Below are 23396 nucleotides of genomic sequence, written 5' to 3' on the forward strand. Positions count from 1 at the left end.
AAGAAACCCTAAACTTGGCTCAGCAATCTCAAATGACTATGTGATTTCTCGCATGGCCACTTGTGATGCTGATAATCTTGGCGACTATCAGTCCATACTCACAAGCACCCACACGAATTGCTTGATTCAATTTGTTAAAGAGCGTTTGGCCAAGAGCTTTTCGTCTCAGCCGAGGCGCGCATTCTACGCTTCCCTCATTTCGTGTCAAGCGTTTATTTTGAAGTTTTTCGTTTCACTTCAAACACTTGACTCGCTGCGAACTCTCGTAGCGGGAGGCGAATCATACAGCGTTACAACCTGCTGTCAACTGCCTTTTTCACCGCTGCCGATCGTGAGAACGAAGCACCTCCGCAACCCTCTTCAACAATCAACTCATTGATATTCAAGGAGTTTTTCGTTCCGATGTCGCTGGAAGTGGGGCGCATTATAAGGGGATCTGAAACCCCGTCAACCTTTATTTCAGTTATATAAAGCAAAACCTCAAAACAAAGCGGGGCGGCCTTGCGGCCGCCCCGCTCTCACCTCTACCCCTTACAAGCTAGGGAAGGCAAACTGCGACGCCTCATGGCTGGCCCGCTGCGGCCAACGCTGGGTGATCGCCTTGCGACGGGTATAGAAACGCACACCGTCCGGCCCATAGGCATGCAGGTCACCAAACAGCGAACGCTTCCAGCCACCGAAGCTGTGATACGCCACCGGCACCGGCAGGGGCACGTTGACGCCGACCATGCCCACTTCGATCTCGTCGCAGAACAGCCGCGCCGCCTCACCGTCACGGGTGAAGATGCAAGTGCCGTTGCCGTACTCATGCTCGTTGATCAACTGCATGGCCTGCTCCAGGCTGCTCACCCGCACCACGCACAGTACCGGCCCGAAGATCTCTTCCTTATAGATGCGCATTTCGGGGGTGACCTTGTCGAACAAGGTGCCACCGACGAAATAGCCATCTTCGTTACCGGACACACGCAGACCGCGCCCATCGACCACCAGCCTGGCGCCAGCGGCAACGCCGTCGTCAATGTAACCCACCACCTTGTCACGGGCGGCCGCAGTCACCAGCGGGCCCATGTCCAGGCCGCAGGACGTACCGGCACCGATCTTCAGCGCCTTGATCTGCGGCTCCAGCTTGGCGATCAGCGCATCGGCCACCTGGTCGCCGACACACACCGCCACCGAAATGGCCATGCAGCGCTCGCCGCAAGAACCATAGGCCGCGCCCATCAGCGCGCTGACTGCGTTGTCCAGGTCGGCATCAGGCATCAGCACCGCATGGTTCTTCGCGCCGCCCAGGGCCTGGACGCGCTTGCCGCGCTTGGTGCCCTCGGCATAGATGTATTCGGCGATCGGCGTCGAACCGACAAAGCTCAGGGCCTTGACCTCTGGCGCCTCGATCAGCGCATCGACCGCTTCCTTGTCGCCATGCACGACGTTGAGGATGCCCTTCGGTAGGCCGGCTTCCAGCAGCAGCTGGGCGATGTACAGCGTCGAGCTCGGGTCACGCTCGGACGGCTTGAGGATGAAGGCGTTGCCGCAGGCGATGGCCAGCGGGTACATCCACAGCGGCACCATGGCCGGGAAGTTGAACGGGGTGATACCAGCGACGATGCCCAGCGGCTGGAAATCGGACCAGGCGTCGATGTTCGGGCCGACGTTGCGGCTGTACTCGCCCTTGAGCAGCTCCGGGGCGGCGCAGGCGAACTCGACGTTCTCGATACCGCGCTTGAGTTCGCCCGCAGCGTCCTCCACGGTCTTGCCGTGTTCCTCGCTGATCATCTGCGAGATTTTCGCTTCGTTCTGCTCAAGCAGTTGCTTGAAGCGGAACATCACCTGGGCGCGCTTGGCCGGCGGGGTATTGCGCCAGGCCGGGAAGGCGGCCTTGGCCGAATCGATGGCCTGCTGGATGGTGGCGCGGCTGGCCAGCTCGACCTTGCGCACGGCCTGGCCGGTCGACGGGTTGAAGACATCGGCGGTGCGCTCGCCCTTGCTGACCAGCTCGCCGTTGATCAGGTGCTGAACAATGCTCATGCATAACTCCAGATAAAGAAGGTAGAGACAGGCGCGTGGTACTCACGCGCCCGACGTCAGAATCGGAAAAATCAGTCGACCTTGTTCAGGGCTTCGCCCACGGCGTCGAACAGACGGTCCAGCTCTTGTGGCTGGGTGTTGAAGGTCGGCCCGAACTGCAGGGTGTCGCCACCGAAGCGTACATAGAAGCCGGCTTGCCACAGCTTCATGGCCGCCTCGTACGGACGAACGATGGCATCACCGTCGCGCGCGGCGATCTGGATCGCGCCGGCCAGGCCGTAGTTGCGGATGTCGACGACGTTCTTGGTGCCCTTGACGCCGTGCAGCAGCTTCTCGAAGTGCGGCGCCAGCTCGGCGGCGGACTGCACCAGGTTTTCCTTCTGCAGCAGGTCCAGCGCGGCGATACCAGCGGCGCAGGCGACCGGGTGCGCCGAGTAGGTGTAGCCGTGGGGGAATTCCACCGCGTACTCAGGGGTCGGCTGGTTCATGAAGGTCTGGTAGATCTCGCCGGTGGCGATCACCGCGCCCATCGGGATGGCGCCGTTGGTGACCTGCTTGGCGATGCACATCAGGTCCGGGGTCACGCCAAAGGCTTCGGCACCGGTCATGGCGCCCATGCGGCCGAAGCCGGTGATCACTTCATCGAAGATCAGCAGGATGTTGTGCTGGCTGCAGATCTCGCGCAGGCGCTTGAGGTAGCCCTTCGGCGGCGGCAGCACACCGGCGGAGCCGGCCAGCGGCTCGACGATGACCGCGGCGATGTTCGAGGCGTCATGCAGCTCGATCAGCTTGAGCATCTCGTCGGCCAGGGCGATACCGCCCTCTTCCGGCATGCCCTTGCTGAACACGTTGGCCGGCAGCACGGTGTGGGGCAGGTGGTCGACGTCCAGCAACTGACCGAACAGCTTGCGGTTGCCGTTGACGCCACCCAGGCTGGTGCCGGCGATGTTCACCCCGTGATAGCCACGGGCACGGCCGATGATCTTGGTCTTGGTGGCCTGGCCTTTCAGGCGCCAGTAGGCACGCACCATTTTCAGCGCGGTGTCGGCGCACTCGGAGCCGGAGTTGGTGAAGAACACGTGGTTCAGGTCGCCCGGCACCAGGTTGGCGATCTTCTCGGCCAGCTGGAACGACAGCGGATGGCCGAACTGGAAGGCCGGCGAATAGTCGAGGGTGGCGACCTGGCGGGCCACCGCCTCGCTGATCTCCTTGCGGGTATGCCCGGCGCCGCAGGTCCACAGGCCCGACAGGGCGTCGAACACCTTGCGGCCCTTGTCGTCGACCAGGTAGTTGCCTTCGGCCGCCACGATCAGCCGCGGGTCGCGCTGGAAGTTGCGGTTGGCGGTGTACGGCATCCAGTGGGCATCCAGCTTGAGCTGGCTGGCCAGACCGGCTTGAGCGGATTCGGGCATATTCATCGGGCGGTTCCTCGAAAGACGATTAGGCAACGATGGGTGTTGTTGCAGCTAAGTTGTCACGGCGATAAAGTTCGAAAAACCCAGCATTTCTAACCTTCAGTCAGCGGATAACTAAACTAATGAGCCGACGCCCCGATCCCCTCGCCCAAGTCAGCGATTTCGACATTCGCCTCTTGAAGATCTACCGCAGCGTGGTCGAGTGCGGCGGCTTTTCGGCGGCGGAAAATGTCCTGGGCATCGGCCGCTCGGCCATCAGCCAACAGATGAACGACCTCGAGCAACGCCTGGGCTTGCGCCTGTGCCAGCGTGGCCGGGCGGGGTTCTCGCTGACCGAGGAGGGGCGCGAGGTCTACCACTCGGCGCTGCAACTGCTCAGCGCCCTGGAGTCGTTCCGCACCGAGGTCAATGGCCTGCACCAGCACCTGCGCGGCGAGCTGAACATCGGCCTCACCGACAACCTGGTCACCCTGCCGCACATGCGCATTACCCACGCCCTGGCCGAACTCAAGGACCGCGGCCCCGACGTGCGCATCCAGATCCGCATGATCGCCCCCAGCCAGGTCGAGCAAGGTGTGCTCGACGGCAGCCTGCACGTGGGCGTGGTACCGCAGACCAGCCCGCTGTCGGGGCTTGAATACCAGCCGCTGTACAGCGAACGCTCGCTGCTTTACTGCGCTGTGGGCCACCCGCTGTTCTACGCCGACGACCAGCAGATCGATGACGATCGCCTCAACGGCCAGGATGCGATCGCCCCGACCTTCCGCCTGCCCGCTGACATCCAGGCGCACTACCAGGCCCTGCACTGCACCGCCAGCGCCTCGGACCGCGAAGGCATGGCCTTCCTGATCCTGACGGGCCGCTACATAGGCTACCTGCCCGACCACTACGCCAGCTTCTGGGTGCAGCAGGGCCGCCTGCGGGCGCTGAAGCCTGCCCAGCGCTTCTATGACCTGGGCCTGAGCTGGGTGACGCGCAAGGGTCGGCGGCCGAACCTGGTGCTGGAAAGCTTCCTCGAGAGCCTGGCTGCGACACGCTGATGCCTGTCCCTGACGCTAATGCTTGTCACTTCGCCACAGGCAGGTAATCTGTCGGACATCCGTAACGACCCGCCCGGAATCGTCCATGACCCTAGAAGTCCCTGCGCATCGCTCCCCCACCTCGGGCAAGCCCGCCGGCCGCATCCGCCAGAAGAACGAACAGGCCATCATCCAGGCCGCCGAGGACGAGTTCGCCCGCCACGGCTACAAGGGCACGAGCATGAACACCATCGCGCTCAAGGCCGGGTTGCCCAAGGCCAACCTGCATTATTACTTCACCAACAAGCTGGGCCTGTATATCGCGGTGCTGAGCAACATCATCGAGCTGTGGGACAGCACCTTCAACGCCCTGAGCGTGGAGGACGACCCGGCCGAGGCGCTCAGCCAGTACATCCGCACCAAGATGGAGTTCTCCCGGCGCAACCCGCAGGCCTCGCGGATCTTCGCCATGGAAGTGATCAGCGGCGGCGAGTGCCTGAGTGAGTACTTCAGCGCCGACTACCGCGAATGGTTCCGTGGCCGCGCCGCGGTGTTCCAGGCCTGGATGGACGCCGGCAAGATGGACCGGGTAGATCCGGTGCACCTGATCTTCCTGCTTTGGGGCAGCACCCAGCACTACGCCGACTTCGCCACCCAGATCTGCCAGGTCACCGGCCGCAGCCGCCTGACCAAACAGGACATGGAAGACGCCAGCAACAATCTTATCCACATCATTCTCAAAGGCTGCGGCATCACCACGCCCGCCTGACCCGGACTTATGCCTTCTACCCTGCTCGAGCTCTGCGAGTTCCGCGAAGAAATCCGCAAGAGCCGCTTCATCACCCTCGCCGGCCCGATCGGCAGCCCCGCCGAGGCCATGGCCTTCATCGAGCGCCACAGCGACCTGGCGGCCACCCACAACTGCTGGGCCTGGAAGCTCGGCGCCCAGTACCGCAGCAGCGATGACGGCGAACCGGGCGGCACGGCCGGGCGGCCGATCCTCGCCGCCATCGAAGCCCAGGACTGCGACCAGGTGGTGGTGTTGGTGATCCGCTGGTACGGCGGCATCCAGCTGGGCACCGGTGGCCTGGCCCGGGCCTACGGCGGCGGCGCCAACAAATGCCTGCAGCAGGCACCCAAGCGTGTGTTGGTGCAGCGCAGCGCGTTCAGTTGCAGTTGCACCTTCAGCGAACTGGCGCTACTCAAGCTGCGCCTGGCTGAGGTTGACGGCGTGGTGCTGGACGAGCAGTTCACCGCCAACGGCGTCGACCTGCGCATCGCCCTGGGTGAAAGCCACCTCGATGTACTGCAGCAGCAACTCGCCGACCTGAGCCGCGGTCGCATCCTGCTGGAAAGAGCGTGAACATTGCCCACAACTACTGTGGGCCTGCCTGTGGATAAGCTTGGGGCAAGCTGATACAGGCCTTGTGCGACAAGGCCTGCGAGGCATTGAGCATATTTTGATCACATTTGTGTGACACCGGCACAAGTGACTGAAAGACTGTGAGTTATCCCCAGCTTTCAATGTAAGCCCGCCACCAAACCGCCATTTTCAGTCCCGCTGCGCTTGCACACAATTACTGTGGAGCGGCTTGTGGATAACCCGTGAACTACAGCGCCTGGCCCAGCCATCACAGGCTTTCCAGGCAATCGATCGTTTTTTGATCAGCCTCCACAAGGCAAGCGCCAGGTACCTGGTTTATGCTCGTCACCCAGGCCTTTCCCGGTGGAGGGCAATCAGCCCGTTGTCGCGCGGCGAGCGAAACTATGCACAACAGCGCTCGCCCCGCCTTTGATATGGAGTATCGCAATGACCGCAAACAAGAACGCCCTGATCATCGGCGCCTCCCGAGGCCTTGGCCTGGGGCTGGTGCAACGCCTGCGCGAAGATGGCTGGAACGTCGTCGCCACCGTGCGTGACCCGCAACAGCCAGGCGCTCTGCGCGACGTTGCCGGTGTGCGTATCGAGCGTCTGGAGATGAACGACACCGCCCAGCTCGACGGGCTCAAGCAGCGCCTGCAAGGTGAAGTGTTCGACCTGGTGTTCGTCAACGCCGGCGTCATGGGCCCGCTGCCACAGGACCTGGAAAGCGTGCAGGTGCAGCAGATCGGCGAGCTGTTCATGACCAACGCCGTGGCGCCGATCCGCGTAGCCCGGCGCCTGGCCGAACTCATCCGCAAAGACAGCGGCGTGCTGGCCTTCATGAGCTCGATCCTGGGTAGCGTGACCATCCCCGACGGCGGCGAGATCTGCCTGTACAAGGCCAGCAAGGCCGCCCTCAACTCGATGATCAACAGCTTCGTGGTCGAGCTGCAGCGCCCCGACCTTGCCGTGCTGGCCATGCACCCGGGCTGGGTGAAGACCGACATGGGCGGCGAGAATGCCGAGATCGACGTGCTCACCAGCACCCGTGGCATGCTCGAGCAGATCAAGGCGCAAAGCGGCAACGGCGGCCTGCGCTTCATCAACTACAAGGGCGAGCCGCTCACCTGGTGATTCACGGCGTGACAGGCCTGGGTGGGCGCATTGCCCAGCCAGGCCCTGTAGAATGGCGGCCAACCGTACCTGATCGAGATTGCACACATGTATGACTGGCTGAACGCCTTGCCCAAGGCGGAACTGCACATGCACCTGGAGGGCTCGCTGGAGCCCGAACTGCTGTTCGCCCTGGCTGAACGCAACAAGATCGCGCTGCCCTGGGCCGATGTCGAAACCCTGCGCGGCGCCTATGCCTTCAACAACCTGCAGGAATTCCTCGACCTCTATTACCAGGGCGCCGATGTCCTGCGTACCGAGCAGGATTTCTACGACCTGACCTGGGCCTACCTGCAACGCTGCAAGGCGCAGAACGTTATCCACACCGAGCCGTTCTTCGACCCGCAGACCCACACCGACCGGGGCATCCCGTTCGAGGTGGTGCTCAATGGCATCACCCTGGCACTCAAGGATGGCCGTGAACAGCTTGGCATCTCCAGTGGTTTGATCCTCAGCTTCCTGCGCCACCTGAGCGAGGACGAGGCGCAGCAGACCCTCGACCAGGCCCTGCCCTTCCGTGACGCATTCATCGCCGTAGGCCTGGACAGCTCGGAAAAAGGCCATCCGCCCAGCAAGTTCCAGCGCGTCTTCGATCGTGCCCGCAGCGAAGGCTTCCTGACCGTGGCCCATGCCGGCGAGGAAGGCCCGCCCGAATACATCTGGGAGGCGCTCGACCTGCTGAAGATCCAGCGTATCGACCACGGCGTACGCGCCATCGAGGACGATCGCCTGATGCAGCGCATCATCGACGAGCAGATCCCGTTGACCGTCTGCCCGTTGTCCAACACCAAGCTGTGCGTGTTCGACCACATGAGCCAGCACAACATCCTCGACATGCTCGAGCGTGGCGTGAAGGTCACGGTCAACTCCGATGACCCGGCCTACTTCGGCGGCTACGTCACCGAGAACTTCCATGCCCTGCACGAGCATCTGGGCATGACCCAGGACCAGGCACGCCGCCTGGCGCAGAACAGCCTGGACGCACGCCTGGTGCGCTAACCGGCCTGGCGCGAGGGCAGGCAGGCGATCGCGTTGATCTGCTGCTGGCCGAGCGGTGTAAGGTGTACCGCCCGGCTGCCCTCCTGCTCACGCACCCAGCCCGACTGGGTGAACAACCTGAGCAACGCCTTGCCCAGGTAACCGCCCAGGTGCGGGCCCTGATCGTCCCACTTGCTGCAGTGGCAGATCACGCAGCCACGCCGGTCGGCGGCGGCCAGTGCGTCGATGAATACCCCCAGCGCCTCCAGTTGCCCCTTGCCCTCCTGGCTCACGGCCAGTTGCTGGTCGCTACCCTCCAACCAACCGGCCACATGCAGCCGATGCAGCAGCGCGGCAGCCACCTCGCCGCCCAGATGGTCGCCGCACAGGCGCGCCTTGCGCATCGACAGTGGGATTTGCAGCGAGGTGCCCTGGCCCCCGGCTGAGCGGCTTGCCAACTGGACGCTGGCAAGGGCCTCCACCGCGGTGCCGACCTCCGGCGTTGCCAGGCGGAAGAAGCGTTTGCGCCCACGCGCCTCGTGCCTGAGCAAGCCGGCACTGGACAGCAGCGACAGGTGCGCGCAGGCCGAGGAAGTGCTCAGGCCGGTGATCACGGCAAGCTCGTCCGCCGCACGCGGGGTGCCATCGATCAACGCCCACAACATGGCGCTGCGCTTGGGTTCGGCCATCAGGCTGGCGACCTGACTGATGCTGTGGACTGCGGTCATGAAACTGAAGCTCCCTGATGTATCTCGTCTGGCGGCGACAACCGCTGACGCCCTGCCGCCGGTGCGGGCAAGCACGGGATTGTTCGTGTGCCGGATGGTCAGCGCCAGGCCAGGAAAGATCTCACGCTGGCATTGGGCGCCGGAGGCAGTATAAGCCGCTGGAGGGGGCTCGCCTTGAGGGCGGCAGGCCCGGAATGGGTCGTCGCTGGTCCCCCGAGTACCGTTCTGGAAGATGTGTCTGTCAGTGCGCTACGCCGCAGACACGGCTCATGCCCCCGTTCTACTGTGGCTGCGCCAGCAACGTGGCTGATAGTGATGATCAAGAAGCTAGAAAAGTCCGATAGGCACGGTGAAAACTTCTGTCCTGCAAAACAGAAGGTCTCCCTACTTCAGGCCACCATGACCGTCAGTCAGGGGACTGATCCTGGTCATGGCGAGCGCCGGGGGCGGCGCTACACTAGTTCCGCTCCCGCTCACTGGAGGTGGATCGCGATGAAGATTGTCGTCAGTGCGTCGAACCGAAATCCCGCTTGCCCCTGGCAAGTCCAGCTCGATCAGCATGTAGTGAGTTTCCGCAACGAGGCCGAGGCGCGGTCATTCGTCGCCCTGCTCGAGGCGCGCCTGAACGCGCCCCACGCGCTCACGCAGGCCGGTTGGCCTGCAGCCGCCGGGTCAGCATTGCGACACTGACCACCAGCGCGCCGCACAGGCTGATCACCAGCGCCATGGGCACCGCGCTGCCATCGTGCAGCACCCCGACCAGCGCAGCCGCACCCGCGGCGACGCTGAACTGCAGGCAGCCCATCAGCGCCGAGGCGCTGCCTGCCCGCGCGCCCTGCCCGCTCATGGCGCAGGCCGAGGCGTTGGGGATGATGCAGCCGAGGCTGGCGATGCATACGAACAACGGCACCAGCAACGGCCACAACTGCGCTGGGCGCAGCGCCGCGACCACCAGCAGTGCCAGCGCCGCCACCAGGTACAGCCACACTGCCCGCGCCAGCAGGAACGCCGGGCCACGCTTGGCCAGCAGGCGCGCATTGACCTGGGCCATCAGGATGAAGCCTGCGGCATTGGTGCCGAACAGCCAGCCATAGTGCTCGGCGGGCACCCCGTACAACTTGATGAATACGAACGGTGAACCGGCGATGTAGGCAAACATCCCGGCGATGGCGACACCGCCGGTCAAGGCATGCCCGACAAACACCCGGTCACCGAACAGCCGCAGGTACTGGCGCAGCGCGCCCGACAAGGGCTGGCGCGGCACATGGGCCGGCAGACTCTCCGGCAGCCCCAGGCCGACGGCCACCAGGCAGGCCGCGCTGAACAGGCTCAGGGCGAGGAAGATCGACTGCCAACCGGACACATTGACCAGCACGCCACCGAGCATCGGTGCGAGGATCGGTGCCAGGCCCATCACCAGCATCAATTGCGAGAACACCTTGGCCGAAGCCACCGCGTCGCATTTGTCACTGACGATCGCCCGCGATAGCACCATGCCGGCGCAGCCGCCCAGGGCCTGGACGAAACGCGCCACGATCAGGCTGTCGAGGTTGGGGGCATAGGCACAGGCCAGGGAAGCCACGGTGAACAAGCCGACCCCGAACAGCAGCGGGATACGCCGGCCGAAGCGGTCGGCCACTGGGCCATAGGCAAGCTGGCCCAGGGACAGGCCGAGGAAGTAGGCGGCCAGGGTCGCCTGCACATGCTTTTCGTCGGTGGCAAAGGCATGCGCCATGGCCGGGAAGGCCGGCAGATAGAAGTCGATCGCCAAAGGCCCGAACGCACTGAGGGCGCCGAGAATCAGCAGGGTTCGCAGGTTCATGGAGAATCCATAGCAGGCTAAGCAAGTCGATTAGTCTACCTGAAAACCTTTGTATTGATTTTGTAGACGCACGACGGAAACCTTGCACCGTCTCTCAGACCGAGCGCCGCCCGCGCGGCGCTCGATCCAATAGGCGCCGCAAGGCTATCGCCATGCACACCGCGCGACAACTCAGGCCACCTCGGCCTGATACCCCTCTTCACGAATCGCCGCCAGGATCTGATCCGCCGCCAAGGCGCTATCCACGCGTACCTGCCGCGCCGCCAGGTCCACTTCCACCCGCGCCGCCGCGTCTTGCTCCTGCACCGCACGGGTCACGCCTTTCACGCAATGACCACAGGTCATGCCTTGTACATTGAACACTTGCATAGGGGTTGCCTCCTTGTGGGTTTTGCCCACTTTCAGCCTTGCCATCGGGGCAAGGTCAAGTTCCGCGTCAAACGGCCGGGCTGGAAATCCTTGCGCGGCTCGGCCAAGCTGCGCCTTTGACGATTTTGGCAAGCAGGAGATTCTTCATGATCAGGGCAGCAATGAGCCTAGTCGGACTGCTGGGCGCGCTGGCCGTGGTGCCACCGGCCAGCGCCGAAGGCAACTCGGACTACAGCGTGCTGATGATTTCCCGGGAACGCCTGGAAGTGGCCAGCAGTTGCGAGATCGGTATCTACCTCAACGATCAGTTGGCCGGCCGGCTGTTCCAGGAGCAATCGACCTCGTTCAACCTGCCACCGGGCCCTGTCGACGTACGCTTGCGCCTGCTCCCCGGGCAGACGCCCGGTTGCGCCCCAGGTATCGAGGACCAGCGCAGCACGCGCCTGACGTTGCAGGCGGGGCAGATCAAGAAGTACCGCATCGCCACAGGGCAAAAGGGCCTGGAATTGAGGCAAGCCAACCTGGGCTATTGACCTTGCCCGCATGGCAAGGTTGATGCTGAAGGCCTATCCACGGAGGAGAGAGCCATGCCCGCATCCACCACCTTCGACCTGCCGATCAGCGGCATGACCTGCGCCAGTTGCGCAGGTCGGGTCGAACGCGCCCTGCGCAAGGTCACCGGCACCGAACACGTCAGCGTCAACCTGGCCACCGAGCAGGCCCGGGTGCAGGCGCCGGCCGATAGCCTGCCGGCGTTGGTCGGCGCGGTGCGCGACGCCGGTTACAGCGTCCCCACCCGCACCCTCGAACTGCAGATCGCCGGCATGACCTGCGCCAGCTGCGCCGGCCGTGTCGAACGCGCCCTCGGCAAGTTGCCGGGGGTCGAGCAGGTCAGCGTCAACCTGGCCAGCGAGCGCGCCCACCTCGAAGTCCTGCAGGCCGTCGATGACGGCCTGTTGATCGCCGCGGTGGAAAAGGCCGGCTACAGCGCCAGCCTGCCGCGCACCGCCGACGATGACCAGGCCCTGGCCCAGCGTCGCCTGCGCAACGAACGCCTGGCGGTCGGCGCCGCCTTGCTGCTGGCCCTGCCATTGGTATTGCCGATGCTGGCGCAACCCTTCGGTGTGCACTGGATGCTGCCGGCCTGGGCGCAGTTCCTGCTGGCCACGCCAGTGCAGTTCATCCTCGGCGCACGCTTCTATGTCGCCGCCTGGAAAGCCGTGCGCGCCGGAGCCGGCAACATGGACCTGCTGGTCGCCCTGGGCACCAGTGCCGGCTACGGCCTGAGCCTGTACCAATGGGCCAATGCCCGTGCCGGCATGGAGCCGCACCTGTATTTCGAAGCTTCGGCGGTGGTCATCGCCCTGGTGCTGCTGGGCAAGTACCTGGAAAGCCGCGCCAAGCGCCAGACCGCCAGCGCCATCCGCGCCCTCGAAGCACTGCGCCCGGAGCGGGCGGTGCGGGTAGTCGATGGCCATGAAGAAGACGTGCCGATCATCCAGTTGCGCCTGGGCGACCTGGTGCTGGTCAAACCTGGCGAGCGCTTCCCGGTCGACGGCGAAGTACTCGAAGGCAGCAGCCATGCCGACGAAGCGCTGATCAGCGGCGAAAGCCTGCCCGTGCCAAAACAGCCCGGCGACGCGGTTACCGGCGGCGCCATCAACGGCGAAGGCCGGCTGCTGGTAAAAACCCTGGCCCTGGGCACCGAGACCGTGCTCGCGCGCATCATCCGCCTGGTCGAGGACGCCCAGGCGGCCAAGGCGCCCATCCAGAAGCTGGTCGACCGGGTCAGCCAGGTGTTCGTGCCGGCGGTACTGGTGCTGGCGCTGATCACCCTGATTGGCTGGTGGCTGGCCGGCGCGCCGCTGGAAACCGCCCTGATCAATGCCGTCGCCGTACTGGTGATCGCCTGCCCGTGCGCCCTCGGCCTGGCCACGCCCGCCGCGATCATGGCCGGCACCGGCGTCGCCGCCCGCCACGGCATCCTGATCAAGGACGCCGAGGCACTGGAGCGCGCCCATGCGGTGAACAGCGTGGTGTTCGACAAGACCGGCACGCTCACCTCGGGCAGCCCGCGCATCGTCCACAGCCGGGCCAGCAGCGGCGACAACGGCAAGTTGCTGCGCCTGGCCGGCGCCCTGCAACGCGGCAGCGAACACCCATTGGCCAAGGCGGTACTCGACGCCTGCGCCGAGCAAGGCCTGCACGTGCCGCAGGTCGCTGACAGCCAGTCCCTTACCGGTCGCGGCATCGCCGGCCAGGTGGATGGCCGTGAACTGGCATTGGGCAACCGCCGCCTGCTCGACGAAAACAACCTGCCGCCGGGCGGCCTGGCCGATAATGCGCAGGCCTGGGAAGCCGAGGGCCGCACGCTGTCCTGGTTGATCGAACTCGGCCAGCAGCCACGCGTGCTCGGCCTGTTCGCCTTCGGCGACAGCCTCAAGCCCGGCGCCGGCGCGGCCATCGACGCGTTGCATGCGCGTGGCATCAGCAGCCACCTGCTGACGGGCGACAACCGTGGCAGCGCCAAGGTGGTGGCCGACGCCCTGGGCATCGATGACGTGCATGCCGAAGTGCTGCCGGCGGACAAGGCGGCCACAGTCGCCGCGCTCAAGCAGCAAGGCGTGGTGGCCATGGTCGGCGACGGCATCAACGACGCCCCGGCACTGGCCGCCGCCGATATCGGCATCGCCATGGGCGGCGGCACCGACGTGGCCATGCAGGCCGCCGGCATCACCCTGATGCGCGGCGATCCGCGCCTGGTGCCTGCGGCTCTGGAAATCAGCCGCAAGACCTATGCGAAGATCCGCCAGAACCTGTTCTGGGCCTTCATCTACAACCTGGTCGGCATCCCCCTGGCCGCGTTCGGCTACCTCAACCCGGTACTGGCCGGCGCCGCCATGGCGTTGTCCAGCGTCAGCGTGGTCAGCAACGCCCTGTGGCTGAAAACCTGGAAACCCACCGCCATCGAACAGGAGGCGCCATGAACATCGGCCAGGCCGCCCGCCGCAGCGGGCTCAGCGCCAAGATGATCCGCTACTACGAGTCCATCGGCCTGTTGCGCCCCGCCACGCGCAGCGAAAGCGGCTATCGCCTGTACCAGCAGGAAGACCTGCACAGCCTCGCGTTCATCAAGCGCTCGCGGGACCTGGGCTTCTCCCTGGACGAAGTCGCCAAGCTGCTGACCCTGTGGCAGGACCGCCAGCGCGCCAGCGCCGACGTGAAGGCCCTGGCCATGCAGCATATCGACGCGCTGAACCAGCGCATCGAGGAGCTGGTGAGCCTGCGCGACACCCTCGGTGAGCTGGTGGCCCACTGCCAGGGCGATGACCGCCCGGACTGCCCGATCCTCAAGGACCTGGCCAATGGCAGCGGTTGCTGTCACTGAGGGCGACGCCTGCAGGAGCGCCAGTACGCCGCTCCTGCGGGCATTTTTGGTATGCCATATTAGCAAAGCCTGACCAATATCCCCTTGAATAGCCTTTTCACCCAATAAATACGGGTGTTCGCCTACATAAAACCCAGGCTTTGCCGATGCACTGTTACAGCCTCGTGCAACGACAAGAACAATCTGGGAGCGTGGATGAACATCAAGCAGAAACTCACCTGGGCCTTCGCCATCATCGCCGGCCTGCCCATCGTCCTGGTCGCCACCCTGGTGGTGCTCAACCTGCGCGGCGAAGCCCGCGACGATTTTCTCGACAACAGCAGCCGGGAGATTCGCCAGGTCGGCAACGCCATGGACATCTTCTTCCAGGGCATCACCCAGAACGTCGACTACCTGGCCGCGCAACCCCTGGTGGCGGCCAGCGCTGACAACGTCAAGAAGCACATCAGCGCCGATGCCGCCAACATCGCCCCCGGCGAGCAGGACAAGGCGCTGTTCGACCTGTTCAGCCGCCTGGCCCAGAGCCACCCGGACTACGCCTATGTGTCCTACGGCCTGAAGGACGGCGGCTACGCGTTCTGGCCGGGCGATCCGAAAATGGCCAACTACGACCCGCGCACCCGCCCCTGGTACCAGGCGGCCATGGCCAACCCCGGCAAGACCCTGCGCACCGCGCCCTACTATTGGGCCGGCGACGACGCCGTGCTGGTCAGCACCGTGCGCGCCGTGGCCAACACGCTGGGCAACCCGGGCGGCGTGGTCAACATCGATGTGTCGCTCAAGGGCCTGACCGAGATCGTCAAGCAGATCAAGCTGGGCGAGAGCGGCTACCTGATCCTCATGGAAAACAACGGCAACGTGATGGTCGATCCGCGCGATGCCAGCCACAACTTCAAACAGCTCGCCAGCCTGGGCGACGGCTACGCCGAGCTGGCCAAGGCCGGCAAGGGCCTGGCCGAAGTGCAATTGAACGGCGAGCGCTACATGGCCAACGTCTACCCCGACGAGAAACTTGGCTGGACCTTCATCGGCCTGATCCAGCATGACGAAGTGATGCAGACCACCACTCGCCTTACGTGGCTGATCGGCGTCGTCGCGTTGCTCCTGGCCGCCGTGTTCGCCGTGGTGGGCGCGGCGTTCGCCAAGCTCATCGTGCGCCCGATCAACAGCGTCACCAACGGCCTGGAGGGCATCGCCCAGGGCGAAGGCGACCTGACCCGCAACCTGGAGATCCGCGGCCGCGACGAAACCGCCCAGCTGGCCAGCTGGTTCAACCAGTTCCTCGGCGCCATCCGCAGCCTGATCCAGCACATCGGCGGTGCGGCGAGCAAGATCCTCAGCACCTCCAACAGCTCGACCCGCGTCTCCGGCGACATGGCCGAAGCCGCCGGGCGTCAGCGCGAGGCGGTGGACATGGTTTCCACGGCCTTCCATGAGATGGTCGCTACCGCCAACGAAGTGGCCCGCTCCTGCAGCCAGGCCGCGCAATCGGCCGACAGCGGCCAGCAGCAGGCCCGCGAAGGGCAGCAGCAGATCGACGCGGCGGTACAGAGCGTCGATCGCCTGAGCCAGGAAATCGAGCAGTCGGCGCAGTCGATCCAGCAACTGGAACGCGACAGCAATGCCATCCAGTCGATCCTCGGCACCATCCGCTCGATTGCCGAACAGACCAACCTGCTGGCGCTCAACGCCGCCATCGAGGCCGCCCGCGCCGGCGAGCAGGGCCGCGGCTTTGCCGTGGTCGCCGACGAAGTCCGCGCCTTGGCCAAGCGCACCGCCGACTCCACCGCCGAGATCGACGGCCTGCTGGGCAACCTGGCCAGCCGCACGGCCCAGGTGGCCGAGCAGATGCACGCCAGCATCGAGGTGTCGCAGCAGTCGGTCAGCCGTATCGGCCTGGCCCGCGACAGCTTTGGCCAGATCCGCGAATCGGTGGACGTCATCCGCGACATGAACACCCAGATCGCCACCGCCGCCGAGGAGCAGCACCAGGTGGCCGAGGACATCAACCGCCACATCAGCCAGATCCATGGCGATGCCCAACTGGTGGCGGAGCTGGCCCAGGCGGCGCGCCAGGACTCCGAGAGTTTGGCCGGGCTGTCCAGCGAGCTGGATGCGCTGGTGCGCCGGTTCAAGACTTGAACCTGCGTCGGCGGGCAAGCGCGCTCTTGTAGACGCGCGGTTGCCCCCCGACCGGCCTTTTACCGTCTACAGGCGAAGCTCCCCCGGCGTCGCCCCGAACAACTGCTTGAACGCGGCAATGTAGGCCGAGGTCGAGTCATAGCCGCAGCCCAGCGCCGCCTGGGTGACGCTCTCCCCCGCTTCCAGCAGCGCCAGCGACGTCAACAGGCGCATGCGCTGGCGCCAGTTGCGAAAGCTCAGCCCAGTCTCGCGCTGGAACAGGCGCATCAGGGTCTTTTCCGACACCCCCAGTTGCACGGCCCACTGCTGCAAGGTCTGCACCTGGTCGGGCGCGGCGATCAGCCCGTTGCACAGCGCCAGCAACCCCGGATGGCGCGGCAACGGCAGCGAGAAGCCCACCTGCGGCAGGGTGCGCAGCTGGTCCAGCAACACCGCCACCAGCCGCGCCTCGGCACTGTCATCTTCCGGATAGGCCACCGTGAAGGTGCAGAACTGCTTGATCAGCTCGCGCGCCAGCGGCGTGACCTCCAGCACCCGGCATTCGCTGGGCGACCATGGGCAGGCATCGCTGCGCACATACAAACTGCGCATCTCGGCCTGCATCGAGGTCACCACCTCGTGCTCGATGCCGGCCGGGATCCACACCCCCCATTGCGGTGGGGCGAAGTAGCTGCCGTCGCTGGTGTACACGCCAAGCACGCCGCTGATGGCGTAGGAGAACTGCACCCAGTCGTGGCGGTGGCGGGTGGTCCAGGAACCGGCGCCGAGGCTTTCGGCGCGGGCGTAGAGCGGCCTGGGCAGGTGGTCCAGCGTGGGGATGGGGCGCGGGCCGATAGTCGACATGATGGAGCCTGGTGTCTCGGGACGGACAAGGGTATCAGCCATCGCAGTCAACGCCGAACCTATCGTTCAATGATCGCCGTCACCCCCTGCCCGCCCGCCGCGCAGATGGAGATCAGGCCGCGCCCCTTGCCGCGCTCGCTGAGCAGCTTGGCCATGTTCGCCAGGATCCGCCCACCCGTCGCGGCGAAGGGATGCCCTGCGGCCAGCGAACTGCCCTTCACGTTCAGCCTGGTACGGTCAATCGCACCGAGCGGCGCATCGAGCCCCAGCCGTGTGCGGCAGTAATCGGCATCTTCCCAGGCCTTGAGGGTGCACAGCACCTGGGCGGCAAAGGCTTCGTGGATTTCGTAGAAATCGAAGTCCTGCAAGGTCAGGCCGTTGCGTGCCAACAGCCGCGGCACCGCGTACACCGGCGCCATCAGCAGGCCCTCCTGGCCATGGACGAAATCCACCGCCGCCGCCTCGCCGTCGACCAGGTAGGCCTGCACCTTGAGGCCATGCTCCTCGGCCCAGGCCTCGCTGCCAAGCAGCACCAGCGAGGCACCATCGGTCAGCGGCGTGGAGTTGCCCGGGGTGAGCGTGCCAAGGCCGCTGCGCTCGAACACCGGCTTGAGCTTGGCCAGCTGTTCCAGGGTGAGGTCGGCGCGCAGGTTGTTGTCGCGGGTCAGGCCCAGGTAAGGCGTGAGCAGGTCGTCGTGCCAGCCCTCGCGATAGGACGCCGCCAGGTGCTGATGGCTGAGCAGCGCCAACGCATCCTGGTCGCCGCGCTCGATCTGCCAGGTTTGCGCCATGCGCTCGCAATGCTCGCCCATCGACAGCCCCGTGCGCGGCTCGCCGTTGCGCGGCAGCTCGGGCTTGAGCAGGCCCGGACGCAACTTGAGGAAAGGTTTGAGGCGCTCGCCGAGACTCTTGCCACGGTTGGCCTGCAGCAGGATCTGGCGTAGCCCTTCGCTCACCGCGATGGGGGCATCCGAGGTGGTGTCGACGCCGCCGGCGATGCCGCTGTCGATCTGCCCCAGGGCGATCTTGTTGGCCACCAGCAACGCCGCCTCCAGCCCGGTACCGCAGGCCTGCTGGATATCGTAGGCCGGCGTCTGCGGCGACAACCGCGAGCCGAGCACGCACTCGCGGGTCAGGTTCATGTCACGCGAGTGCTTGAGCACCGCCCCCGCCGCGACCTCGCCCAGGCGCAGCCCGTGCAGGCGGTAACGCTCCACCAGGCCTTCGAGGGCGGCGGTGAGCATTGCCTGGTTGCTGGCCTTGGCGTAGGCGCCATTGGAGCGGGCGAAGGGAATCCGGTTGCCCCCCAGGATCGCGACCCGGCGAATTGACTGCATGCCTGTTCCTCCTGAAACAATTTGAGCCTTAAGACTAGGTTCTTTTCGGCTATTCGAACGACCCTGCCACAAAGTTGGTCCACACTTGCATGCTTGCCTTCAGGGAGAACCGTACATGAGCGACCGCTATCTGGGCTTTGCCAACTCCACCCTTGGCCGCAAACTGGTCGATGCCCTCGGCCTGCCGCGCCCGGTGCCGCTGGAGCGCTGGCAGGCCGGGCGCCTGCGCCCCATCGAGGGCGCGCTGGTGCTCGGTGGCGGCCCGCTGGCCAGCCAGGTCGCGGCAATCGCCCCACGCCTGACCGCCGATTGCTACGGCTTCGGTGCCGAAGCGCTCGACGCCCCCGCCTGGGTCGCGGGCCTGGGGCCGAAACTCAAGGCCGTGGTGTTCGATGCCAGTCACTTGTCCGACAGCGATGCGCTCAAGCAGTTGCGCGAATTCTTCCAGCCCTTGCTGCGCAGCCTGGCGCCCAGCGCCCATGTGGTGATCCTGGGGCGCGCCCCGGAAAGCCTGGACGATGCGCAAGCCAGTGTCGCCCAACGTGCCCTGGAGGGTTTCAGCCGTTCGCTGGCCAAGGAGTTGCGCAACGGCGCCACGGCCAACCTGTTGTATGTCGGTGACGGCGCCGAAGACCAGCTCGAAGGCGCGCTGCGCTTCTTCCTCTCGCCCAAGAGTGCTTTCGTTTCCGGCCAGGTCCTGCGCCTGTCGGCGTGCGCCGCCCAGGTCGAAGACTGGACCCGCCCGCTGGCCGGCCGCCACGCCCTGGTCACTGGCGCCGCGCGGGGTATCGGCGCAGCCATCGCCGAAACGCTGGCCCGCGATGGCGCCGAGGTGACCTTGCTCGACGTACCTCAGGCGCAGCGCGACCTCGACGCCCTCGCCGCGCGCCTGGGCGGCCGCGCCCTGGCCCTGGATATCTGCGCCGCCGATGCCGCCGCGCAGTTGCTCGAAGCCTTGCCGCAAGGCCTGGACATCGTGGTGCACAACGCCGGCATCACCCGCGACAAGACCCTTGCCAACATGACCCCGGAATACTGGGACGCGGTGCTGGCCGTCAACCTCAAGGCCCCGCAAGTGCTGACCCAGGCGCTGTTCGAGGGTGGCAAGCTGCACCGCGACGCCCGCATCACCCTGCTCGCCTCGGTCAGCGGCATCGCCGGCAACCGCGGCCAGTCCAACTACGCGGCGAGCAAGGCCGGGCTGATCGGTTTCGCCCAGGCCTGGGCGCCGCGCCTGGCCGCACAGGGCGCCAGCATCAACGCGGTGGCGCCGGGCTTTATCGAGACGCACATGACCGCAGCCATGCCCATGGGCCTGCGCGAGGCCGGCCGGCGCCTGAGCTCGCTCGGCCAGGGCGGCTTGCCGCAGGATGTCGCCGAAGCCATCGCCTGGCTCAGCCAGCCAGGTTCCGGCGCGGTAAACGGCCAGGCCCTGCGGGTCTGCGGCCAGGCCTTGATGGGAGCCTGACCATGACCCGACCCTGGCACGACCTGCACAGCCCCGACTCACGCCTGAACCTCTACCTGCGCGCCCTTGGCAGACGCAAGATCCGTGGCAGCCAGTTGCCGGAGACAGGCCTGCGCTGCTATCTGCGGGTGGATGGCGCCAACCTGGCGGCCTACCGCCGGCTCTGCCACTTCGCCGATGACGGCCGCCTGCCGGGCACCTACCCACACGTCATGGCCTTCAGCCTGCAATTGCAGCTGCTCACCGGCGACGACTTCCCCTTCCCCCTGCTCGGGCTGGTACACCTGCACAACAGCCTGCAGGTGCTGCGCCCGCTGGGCGGCATCGATGGGCTGCGCTTTGCGGTATCCGCCGACAACCTGCAGCCCCACGAGAAGGGCGGCACCTTCGACCTGGTGACCGAAGCCGAGGACGGGCTCGGGCTGCTCTGGCGCGAGACCAGCCGCATGCTGGTGCGCGGCCTCAAGCTCGAGCAACAGGCCACCAGCGCCACCGCAGAGGCGCCCGCCGCACTGCCCGAGGCCACCCGCTGGTACGCCGACAGCGACATCGGCCGGCGCTATGCCAGGGTCTGCGGCGACTACAACCCGATCCACCTGAGCAGCCTCAGCGCGCGGCTGTTCGGTTTCCCCAGGGCCATCGCCCACGGCATGTGGAGCAAGGCCATGGCGCTGGCGGCGCTGCAGGGGCACCTGCCAAAAGCCGGTTATGAATTCGCGGTGGATTTCCACAAACCGGTGCGCTTGCCGTCGGAGGTAGTGCTGAGCGCCAGCGAGGCGGGGCCGGCCGGCGAGCTGCGCCTGGATGGCCACGCTGGGCTGGTGCACATGCTCGGCAGCTGGCGCGCGCTCTGATCGGGCTTGCTTTGCAAGGAACCTCGCCGGAAGCTATGCGCCACGAGGAGATCCCGATGAACCTGCAAGAACTGACCGAACGCCTGCACCGCATCCGCGACACCAACGACTGGCGGGGTTTCCACAGCCCGAAGAACCTGGCCATGGCCGCCAGCGTCGAAATGGCCGAGCTGGTGGAGATCTTCCAGTGGCTGAGCGAAGACCAGTCGCGCCAGCTGCCCGCCGAGCAGCTTGCCCACGCCGGCCAGGAAGTGGGCGATATCGTCCTCTACCTGCTGCTGCTGTGCAGCGAGCTTGGCCTGGACATGAACGAGGTGGTGCGGGCCAAGCTCGCCGACAGCGAGAGGCGCTTCGCCAAATGAACGACCGTCATTTCGATGAGCTGGCCAGCCGCTTCGCCGAGAAGATCTATGGTGGTGCCAAGGGGGCGATCCGCCTGGCGGTGCTCCAGGCCGACCTGGCCGAAACGCTGCCCGACCGCCCGTTGCGGGTACTCGACATCGGCGCGGGCCTCGGCCACATGGCCCTGTGGCTGGCCCAGCGCGGTCACCAGCTGACCCTCGCCGAGCCCGCCGCGCCGATGCTCGACGGTGCCCGTGCGCGCTTCGCCGAGGCCGGGCAGCAGGCAACGTTCATCCAGGCGCCCTGGCAGGACCTGCTTGGCCAGCTCACTGAACCCTACGACCTGGTGCTGTGCCATGCCGTGCTCGAATGGCTGGCCGAACCCGAAAGCATCCTGCCGGTGCTGCACCAGCTGACCGCGCCCGGCGGCTGGCTGTCGCTGGCCTTCTACAACCGCGACGCGCTGGTCTACCGCAACCTGCTCAAGGGCCATTTCCGCAAGCTGCGGCACAACCGCCTGGCCGGCGAGAAGCAGAGCCTGACGCCACAGAAACCACTTGATCCACGCGAGCTCAAGGCGCAACTTGATCCCATGTGGCAGGTCGAAAGCGAAAGCGGCGTACGGGTGTTCCACGACTACATGCCCAAGGAATTCCAGGACAAGGCCGAGCTGCTCGACCTGCTGGAGATGGAATTGGCGCACCGCCGCCACCCCAGCTTTGCCGGCCTGGGCCGCTACCTGCACTGGATCTGCCGGCCCCACTGAACCGCTCGCCAGGAGGATACATGCCGTACCGTCTGCTCTGCCTGGCCCTGCTCCCCCTCGCCCTGGCCGCCTGCCAGGGCAGCAACCCCTATGTCGCCAGCGGCAAGCCGCTGCCACCGGCACCACCCCAGGCCGCCGGTACCTTCGACGCCAGCGCCTACCCCACGCCACCGCGCGACTATGGCCGTTACCGCAGCTGGAGCTGGCGCAACAGCCAGCCCCCCGGCGGCCTGGCGAACGCCACGCCGGGTCAGCTGGCCGACGCGGTGAGCGGTGCCCTCGACCAGCACGGCCTGCGCCCGGCCCGCAATGCGCCAGCCGACCTGCTGGTCAGCGCCGACGTGCGCCTGGAGCGGCGCCTGCGCCAGGTGCGCGACTACGACTACGATCCCTATTACGGCCCCTACCCCTACGGCAGCGTCGGCTACGGCGGCTACCGCAATGGTTATGGCGGCTACGCCAGCGTGCCGATCGTGCGCACCTACCAGGTCGAGGTGATGGTGGTGCGCATCGACCTGTTCGATGCCCGCAACGGCCAGCCGGTGTGGAGCGCCAGCGCCGAAAGCGGCAGCGACAAGGACTCGCCGCGTGAACGCGAAAGCGCCCTGCGCGAGTCGGTGAGCAAGGCGATGAGCGGCTATCCTCCCAGCTGACCCTTTACGGAGAACCATCATGTTGCGCCGTCTCGTACTTCTGTCCTTCGCCCTGCTGCTGGCGGCCTGTTCGAGTAACAATGTGCAGCAGGACTTCGATGCCAGCCGCGACTTCGCCGCCTACCGCAGTTGGGCCTGGCAGGAGCCGGCCCTGCAATATCGCCCGGACGATCCGCGGATCAAGAGCGACCTGACCGAGCAGCGCATCCGCCAGGCAGTCGCCGGCCAGCTCGACCAGCGTGGCCTGCGCCCGGCCCAGGGCGGTGCCCGGGCCGATGTGAAGGTGCGCGCCTACCTGATCGTCGAAGACCGCCAGCAGCAGATCACCACCAACTACGGCGGCGCCTGGGGCGGTTATTGGGGCGGCTACTGGGGCGGGCCGATGTACAACGAGACCCGCAGCGTCGACTACAAGGTGGCGACCATCCAGGTCGACCTGTTCGATGGGCGTGACGGCAAGCTGGTGTGGCGTGGCAGCGCCGAACAGATCATGAACAACTACCCACCCAGCCCGCAGGAACGCAACGCGGCGATCCAGAAGACCGTGACCCAGGTGCTGAGCAACTATCCGCCACAGTGAGCCCCTGATTGCGCGGCAAACCCGCTGCCCCGCCCCCGCGATGCGCCGCTGGGGCGGGGCACTTCGATCAAGGCAACTTGCCATCACCTTGACTACACTCCTTGCACCGCCGCCGCGCTGCCGGGCCACAG

At 65.9% G+C, this 23396-nt stretch carries 22 protein-coding genes and 1 pseudogene; 16 read left to right on the forward strand and 7 right to left on the reverse strand.

What is annotated here, in order from left to right; translation table 11 throughout:
• Positions 1-531 precede the first annotated feature (531 nt).
• Both ABZO33_RS24165 and ABZO33_RS24170 read right to left on the reverse strand, forming a co-directional pair.
• The gene (locus tag ABZO33_RS24165) at positions 532-2025 is read right to left on the reverse strand and encodes a CoA-acylating methylmalonate-semialdehyde dehydrogenase (RefSeq protein WP_414538100.1); all 1494 of its coding nucleotides are present in this window, start codon (positions 2023-2025) and stop codon (positions 532-534) included.
• A 71-nt stretch (positions 2026-2096) separates the two neighbouring features.
• Positions 2097-3443, reverse strand: coding sequence for an aspartate aminotransferase family protein (locus ABZO33_RS24170; RefSeq protein WP_046854153.1), 1347 nt, complete (start codon positions 3441-3443; stop codon positions 2097-2099).
• A 119-nt stretch (positions 3444-3562) separates the two neighbouring features.
• Here ABZO33_RS24170 and ABZO33_RS24175 point away from each other — a divergent pair, with 119 nt between their 5' ends.
• From ABZO33_RS24175 to ABZO33_RS24195, 5 genes are all read left to right on the forward strand, one after another.
• Positions 3563-4480, forward strand: a complete 918-nt coding sequence (locus tag ABZO33_RS24175; RefSeq protein ID WP_414538101.1) for a LysR family transcriptional regulator — start codon at positions 3563-3565, stop codon at positions 4478-4480.
• A gap of 85 nt (positions 4481-4565) precedes the next feature.
• Positions 4566-5228 carry a TetR/AcrR family transcriptional regulator gene (locus ABZO33_RS24180; protein WP_414538102.1) on the forward strand — a complete coding sequence of 221 codons (663 nt, stop codon included), beginning with the start codon at positions 4566-4568 and terminating at the stop codon, positions 5226-5228.
• A gap of 9 nt (positions 5229-5237) precedes the next feature.
• Positions 5238-5822: an IMPACT family protein gene (locus tag ABZO33_RS24185; protein WP_414538103.1), complete on the forward strand. Its 585-nt coding sequence runs from the start codon at positions 5238-5240 to the stop codon at positions 5820-5822.
• Between the two features lie 447 nt (positions 5823-6269).
• Entirely contained in the window at positions 6270-6956 is a 687-nt protein-coding gene (locus ABZO33_RS24190) for an SDR family oxidoreductase (protein WP_414538104.1), read from the forward strand.
• Positions 6957-7043: 87 nt separating this feature from the next.
• On the forward strand, positions 7044-7994 hold the full coding sequence (locus tag ABZO33_RS24195) for an adenosine deaminase (protein ID WP_414538105.1): 951 nt from the start codon (positions 7044-7046) through the stop codon (positions 7992-7994).
• Here the strand turns inward: ABZO33_RS24195 and ABZO33_RS24200 are convergent.
• The 3 genes from ABZO33_RS24200 to ABZO33_RS24210 form a co-directional block, all read right to left on the reverse strand.
• Positions 7991-8701, reverse strand: coding sequence for a transcriptional regulator (locus ABZO33_RS24200; protein WP_414538106.1), 711 nt, complete (start codon positions 8699-8701; stop codon positions 7991-7993). The genes ABZO33_RS24195 and ABZO33_RS24200 overlap by 4 nt on opposite strands.
• 640 nt (positions 8702-9341) lie before the next feature.
• The gene (locus ABZO33_RS24205) at positions 9342-10523 is read right to left on the reverse strand and encodes a multidrug effflux MFS transporter (protein WP_414538107.1); all 1182 of its coding nucleotides are present in this window, start codon (positions 10521-10523) and stop codon (positions 9342-9344) included.
• A gap of 171 nt (positions 10524-10694) precedes the next feature.
• Entirely contained in the window at positions 10695-10892 is a 198-nt protein-coding gene (locus ABZO33_RS24210) for a heavy-metal-associated domain-containing protein (RefSeq protein WP_414538108.1), read from the reverse strand.
• A gap of 146 nt (positions 10893-11038) precedes the next feature.
• On the opposite strand from ABZO33_RS24210, the gene ABZO33_RS24215 reads away from it, so the two are divergent.
• The 5 genes and pseudogenes from ABZO33_RS24215 (at position 11039) to ABZO33_RS24235 (ending at position 16422) form a co-directional block, all read left to right on the forward strand.
• Positions 11039-11425, forward strand: a complete 387-nt coding sequence (locus tag ABZO33_RS24215) for a hypothetical protein (RefSeq protein WP_414538109.1) — start codon at positions 11039-11041, stop codon at positions 11423-11425.
• A gap of 54 nt (positions 11426-11479) precedes the next feature.
• Positions 11480-13879 (forward strand): heavy metal translocating P-type ATPase, encoded by a 2400-nt coding sequence (locus ABZO33_RS24220; RefSeq protein WP_414538110.1) that lies wholly within the window; start codon positions 11480-11482, stop codon positions 13877-13879.
• A complete protein-coding gene (gene cueR, locus ABZO33_RS24225) occupies positions 13876-14280 on the forward strand; it encodes a Cu(I)-responsive transcriptional regulator (RefSeq protein WP_023631307.1) in 405 nt (134 codons plus the stop codon). Before ABZO33_RS24220 ends, cueR begins: the two co-directional genes overlap by 4 nt.
• A 351-nt stretch (positions 14281-14631) precedes the next feature.
• Positions 14632-15564: pseudogene (locus ABZO33_RS24230) on the forward strand (cache domain-containing protein); the annotation flags it as partial.
• Between the two features lie 129 nt (positions 15565-15693).
• Entirely contained in the window at positions 15694-16422 is a 729-nt protein-coding gene (locus ABZO33_RS24235; protein ID WP_414538147.1) for a methyl-accepting chemotaxis protein, read from the forward strand.
• A 66-nt stretch (positions 16423-16488) separates the two neighbouring features.
• Here ABZO33_RS24235 and ABZO33_RS24240 read toward each other — a convergent pair whose 3' ends face one another.
• Together ABZO33_RS24240 and ABZO33_RS24245 are read right to left on the reverse strand one after the other, a co-directional pair.
• On the reverse strand, positions 16489-17265 hold the full coding sequence (locus ABZO33_RS24240) for an AraC family transcriptional regulator (protein WP_414538111.1): 777 nt from the start codon (positions 17263-17265) through the stop codon (positions 16489-16491).
• 59 nt (positions 17266-17324) lie between these two features.
• On the reverse strand, positions 17325-18602 hold the full coding sequence (locus ABZO33_RS24245) for an acetyl-CoA C-acetyltransferase (RefSeq protein ID WP_046854143.1): 1278 nt from the start codon (positions 18600-18602) through the stop codon (positions 17325-17327).
• A gap of 115 nt (positions 18603-18717) precedes the next feature.
• On the opposite strand from ABZO33_RS24245, the gene ABZO33_RS24250 reads away from it, so the two are divergent.
• Genes ABZO33_RS24250 through ABZO33_RS24275 form a run of 6 tightly spaced genes read left to right on the forward strand, consistent with a single transcriptional unit; the run spans position 18718 to position 23265 of the window.
• Positions 18718-20070 carry a 3-oxoacyl-ACP reductase gene (locus ABZO33_RS24250; RefSeq protein WP_414538112.1) on the forward strand — a complete coding sequence of 451 codons (1353 nt, stop codon included), beginning with the start codon at positions 18718-18720 and terminating at the stop codon, positions 20068-20070.
• A gap of 2 nt (positions 20071-20072) precedes the next feature.
• Complete coding sequence (locus ABZO33_RS24255; RefSeq protein WP_414538113.1) at positions 20073-20924, forward strand: MaoC family dehydratase; 852 nt, start codon at positions 20073-20075, stop codon at positions 20922-20924.
• A 56-nt stretch (positions 20925-20980) separates the two neighbouring features.
• Positions 20981-21286, forward strand: coding sequence for a MazG-like family protein (locus ABZO33_RS24260; protein ID WP_186520977.1), 306 nt, complete (start codon positions 20981-20983; stop codon positions 21284-21286).
• On the forward strand, positions 21283-22032 hold the full coding sequence (locus ABZO33_RS24265; RefSeq protein WP_401112006.1) for a methyltransferase domain-containing protein: 750 nt from the start codon (positions 21283-21285) through the stop codon (positions 22030-22032). The genes ABZO33_RS24260 and ABZO33_RS24265 overlap by 4 nt, the downstream gene beginning before the upstream one ends.
• Before the next feature lie 20 nt (positions 22033-22052).
• A complete protein-coding gene (locus ABZO33_RS24270; protein WP_414538114.1) occupies positions 22053-22685 on the forward strand; it encodes a DUF4136 domain-containing protein in 633 nt (210 codons plus the stop codon).
• A gap of 19 nt (positions 22686-22704) precedes the next feature.
• A complete protein-coding gene (locus tag ABZO33_RS24275) occupies positions 22705-23265 on the forward strand; it encodes a DUF4136 domain-containing protein (protein ID WP_414538115.1) in 561 nt (186 codons plus the stop codon).
• The last annotated feature ends 131 nt before the right edge of the window (positions 23266-23396 follow it).

It is taken from the genome of Pseudomonas sp. CAM1A (assembly GCF_047501685.1).
Taxonomy (GTDB): Bacteria; Pseudomonadota; Gammaproteobacteria; order Pseudomonadales; family Pseudomonadaceae; genus Aquipseudomonas.

Coding starts and splice junctions, on each gene's coding strand:
- ABZO33_RS24270 (WP_414538114.1), top strand. CDS start 22,053: ATGCCGTACCGTCTGCTCTGCCTGGCCCTGCTCCCCCTCGCCCTGGCC.
- ABZO33_RS24265 (WP_401112006.1), top strand. CDS start 21,283: ATGAACGACCGTCATTTCGATGAGCTGGCCAGCCGCTTCGCCGAGAAG.
- ABZO33_RS24185 (WP_414538103.1), top strand. CDS start 5,238: ATGCCTTCTACCCTGCTCGAGCTCTGCGAGTTCCGCGAAGAAATCCGC.
- ABZO33_RS24240 (WP_414538111.1), bottom strand. CDS start 17,265: ATGTCGACTATCGGCCCGCGCCCCATCCCCACGCTGGACCACCTGCCC.
- ABZO33_RS24255 (WP_414538113.1), top strand. CDS start 20,073: ATGACCCGACCCTGGCACGACCTGCACAGCCCCGACTCACGCCTGAAC.
- cueR (WP_023631307.1), top strand. CDS start 13,876: ATGAACATCGGCCAGGCCGCCCGCCGCAGCGGGCTCAGCGCCAAGATG.
- ABZO33_RS24200 (WP_414538106.1), bottom strand. CDS start 8,701: ATGACCGCAGTCCACAGCATCAGTCAGGTCGCCAGCCTGATGGCCGAA.
- ABZO33_RS24210 (WP_414538108.1), bottom strand. CDS start 10,892: ATGCAAGTGTTCAATGTACAAGGCATGACCTGTGGTCATTGCGTGAAA.
- ABZO33_RS24245 (WP_046854143.1), bottom strand. CDS start 18,602: ATGCAGTCAATTCGCCGGGTCGCGATCCTGGGGGGCAACCGGATTCCC.
- ABZO33_RS24175 (WP_414538101.1), top strand. CDS start 3,563: ATGAGCCGACGCCCCGATCCCCTCGCCCAAGTCAGCGATTTCGACATT.
- ABZO33_RS24180 (WP_414538102.1), top strand. CDS start 4,566: ATGACCCTAGAAGTCCCTGCGCATCGCTCCCCCACCTCGGGCAAGCCC.
- ABZO33_RS24250 (WP_414538112.1), top strand. CDS start 18,718: ATGAGCGACCGCTATCTGGGCTTTGCCAACTCCACCCTTGGCCGCAAA.
- ABZO33_RS24165 (WP_414538100.1), bottom strand. CDS start 2,025: ATGAGCATTGTTCAGCACCTGATCAACGGCGAGCTGGTCAGCAAGGGC.
- ABZO33_RS24275 (WP_414538115.1), top strand. CDS start 22,705: ATGTTGCGCCGTCTCGTACTTCTGTCCTTCGCCCTGCTGCTGGCGGCC.
- ABZO33_RS24190 (WP_414538104.1), top strand. CDS start 6,270: ATGACCGCAAACAAGAACGCCCTGATCATCGGCGCCTCCCGAGGCCTT.
- ABZO33_RS24220 (WP_414538110.1), top strand. CDS start 11,480: ATGCCCGCATCCACCACCTTCGACCTGCCGATCAGCGGCATGACCTGC.
- ABZO33_RS24260 (WP_186520977.1), top strand. CDS start 20,981: ATGAACCTGCAAGAACTGACCGAACGCCTGCACCGCATCCGCGACACC.
- ABZO33_RS24195 (WP_414538105.1), top strand. CDS start 7,044: ATGTATGACTGGCTGAACGCCTTGCCCAAGGCGGAACTGCACATGCAC.
- ABZO33_RS24205 (WP_414538107.1), bottom strand. CDS start 10,523: ATGAACCTGCGAACCCTGCTGATTCTCGGCGCCCTCAGTGCGTTCGGG.
- ABZO33_RS24215 (WP_414538109.1), top strand. CDS start 11,039: ATGATCAGGGCAGCAATGAGCCTAGTCGGACTGCTGGGCGCGCTGGCC.
- ABZO33_RS24170 (WP_046854153.1), bottom strand. CDS start 3,443: ATGAATATGCCCGAATCCGCTCAAGCCGGTCTGGCCAGCCAGCTCAAG.
- ABZO33_RS24235 (WP_414538147.1), top strand. CDS start 15,694: ATGGTTTCCACGGCCTTCCATGAGATGGTCGCTACCGCCAACGAAGTG.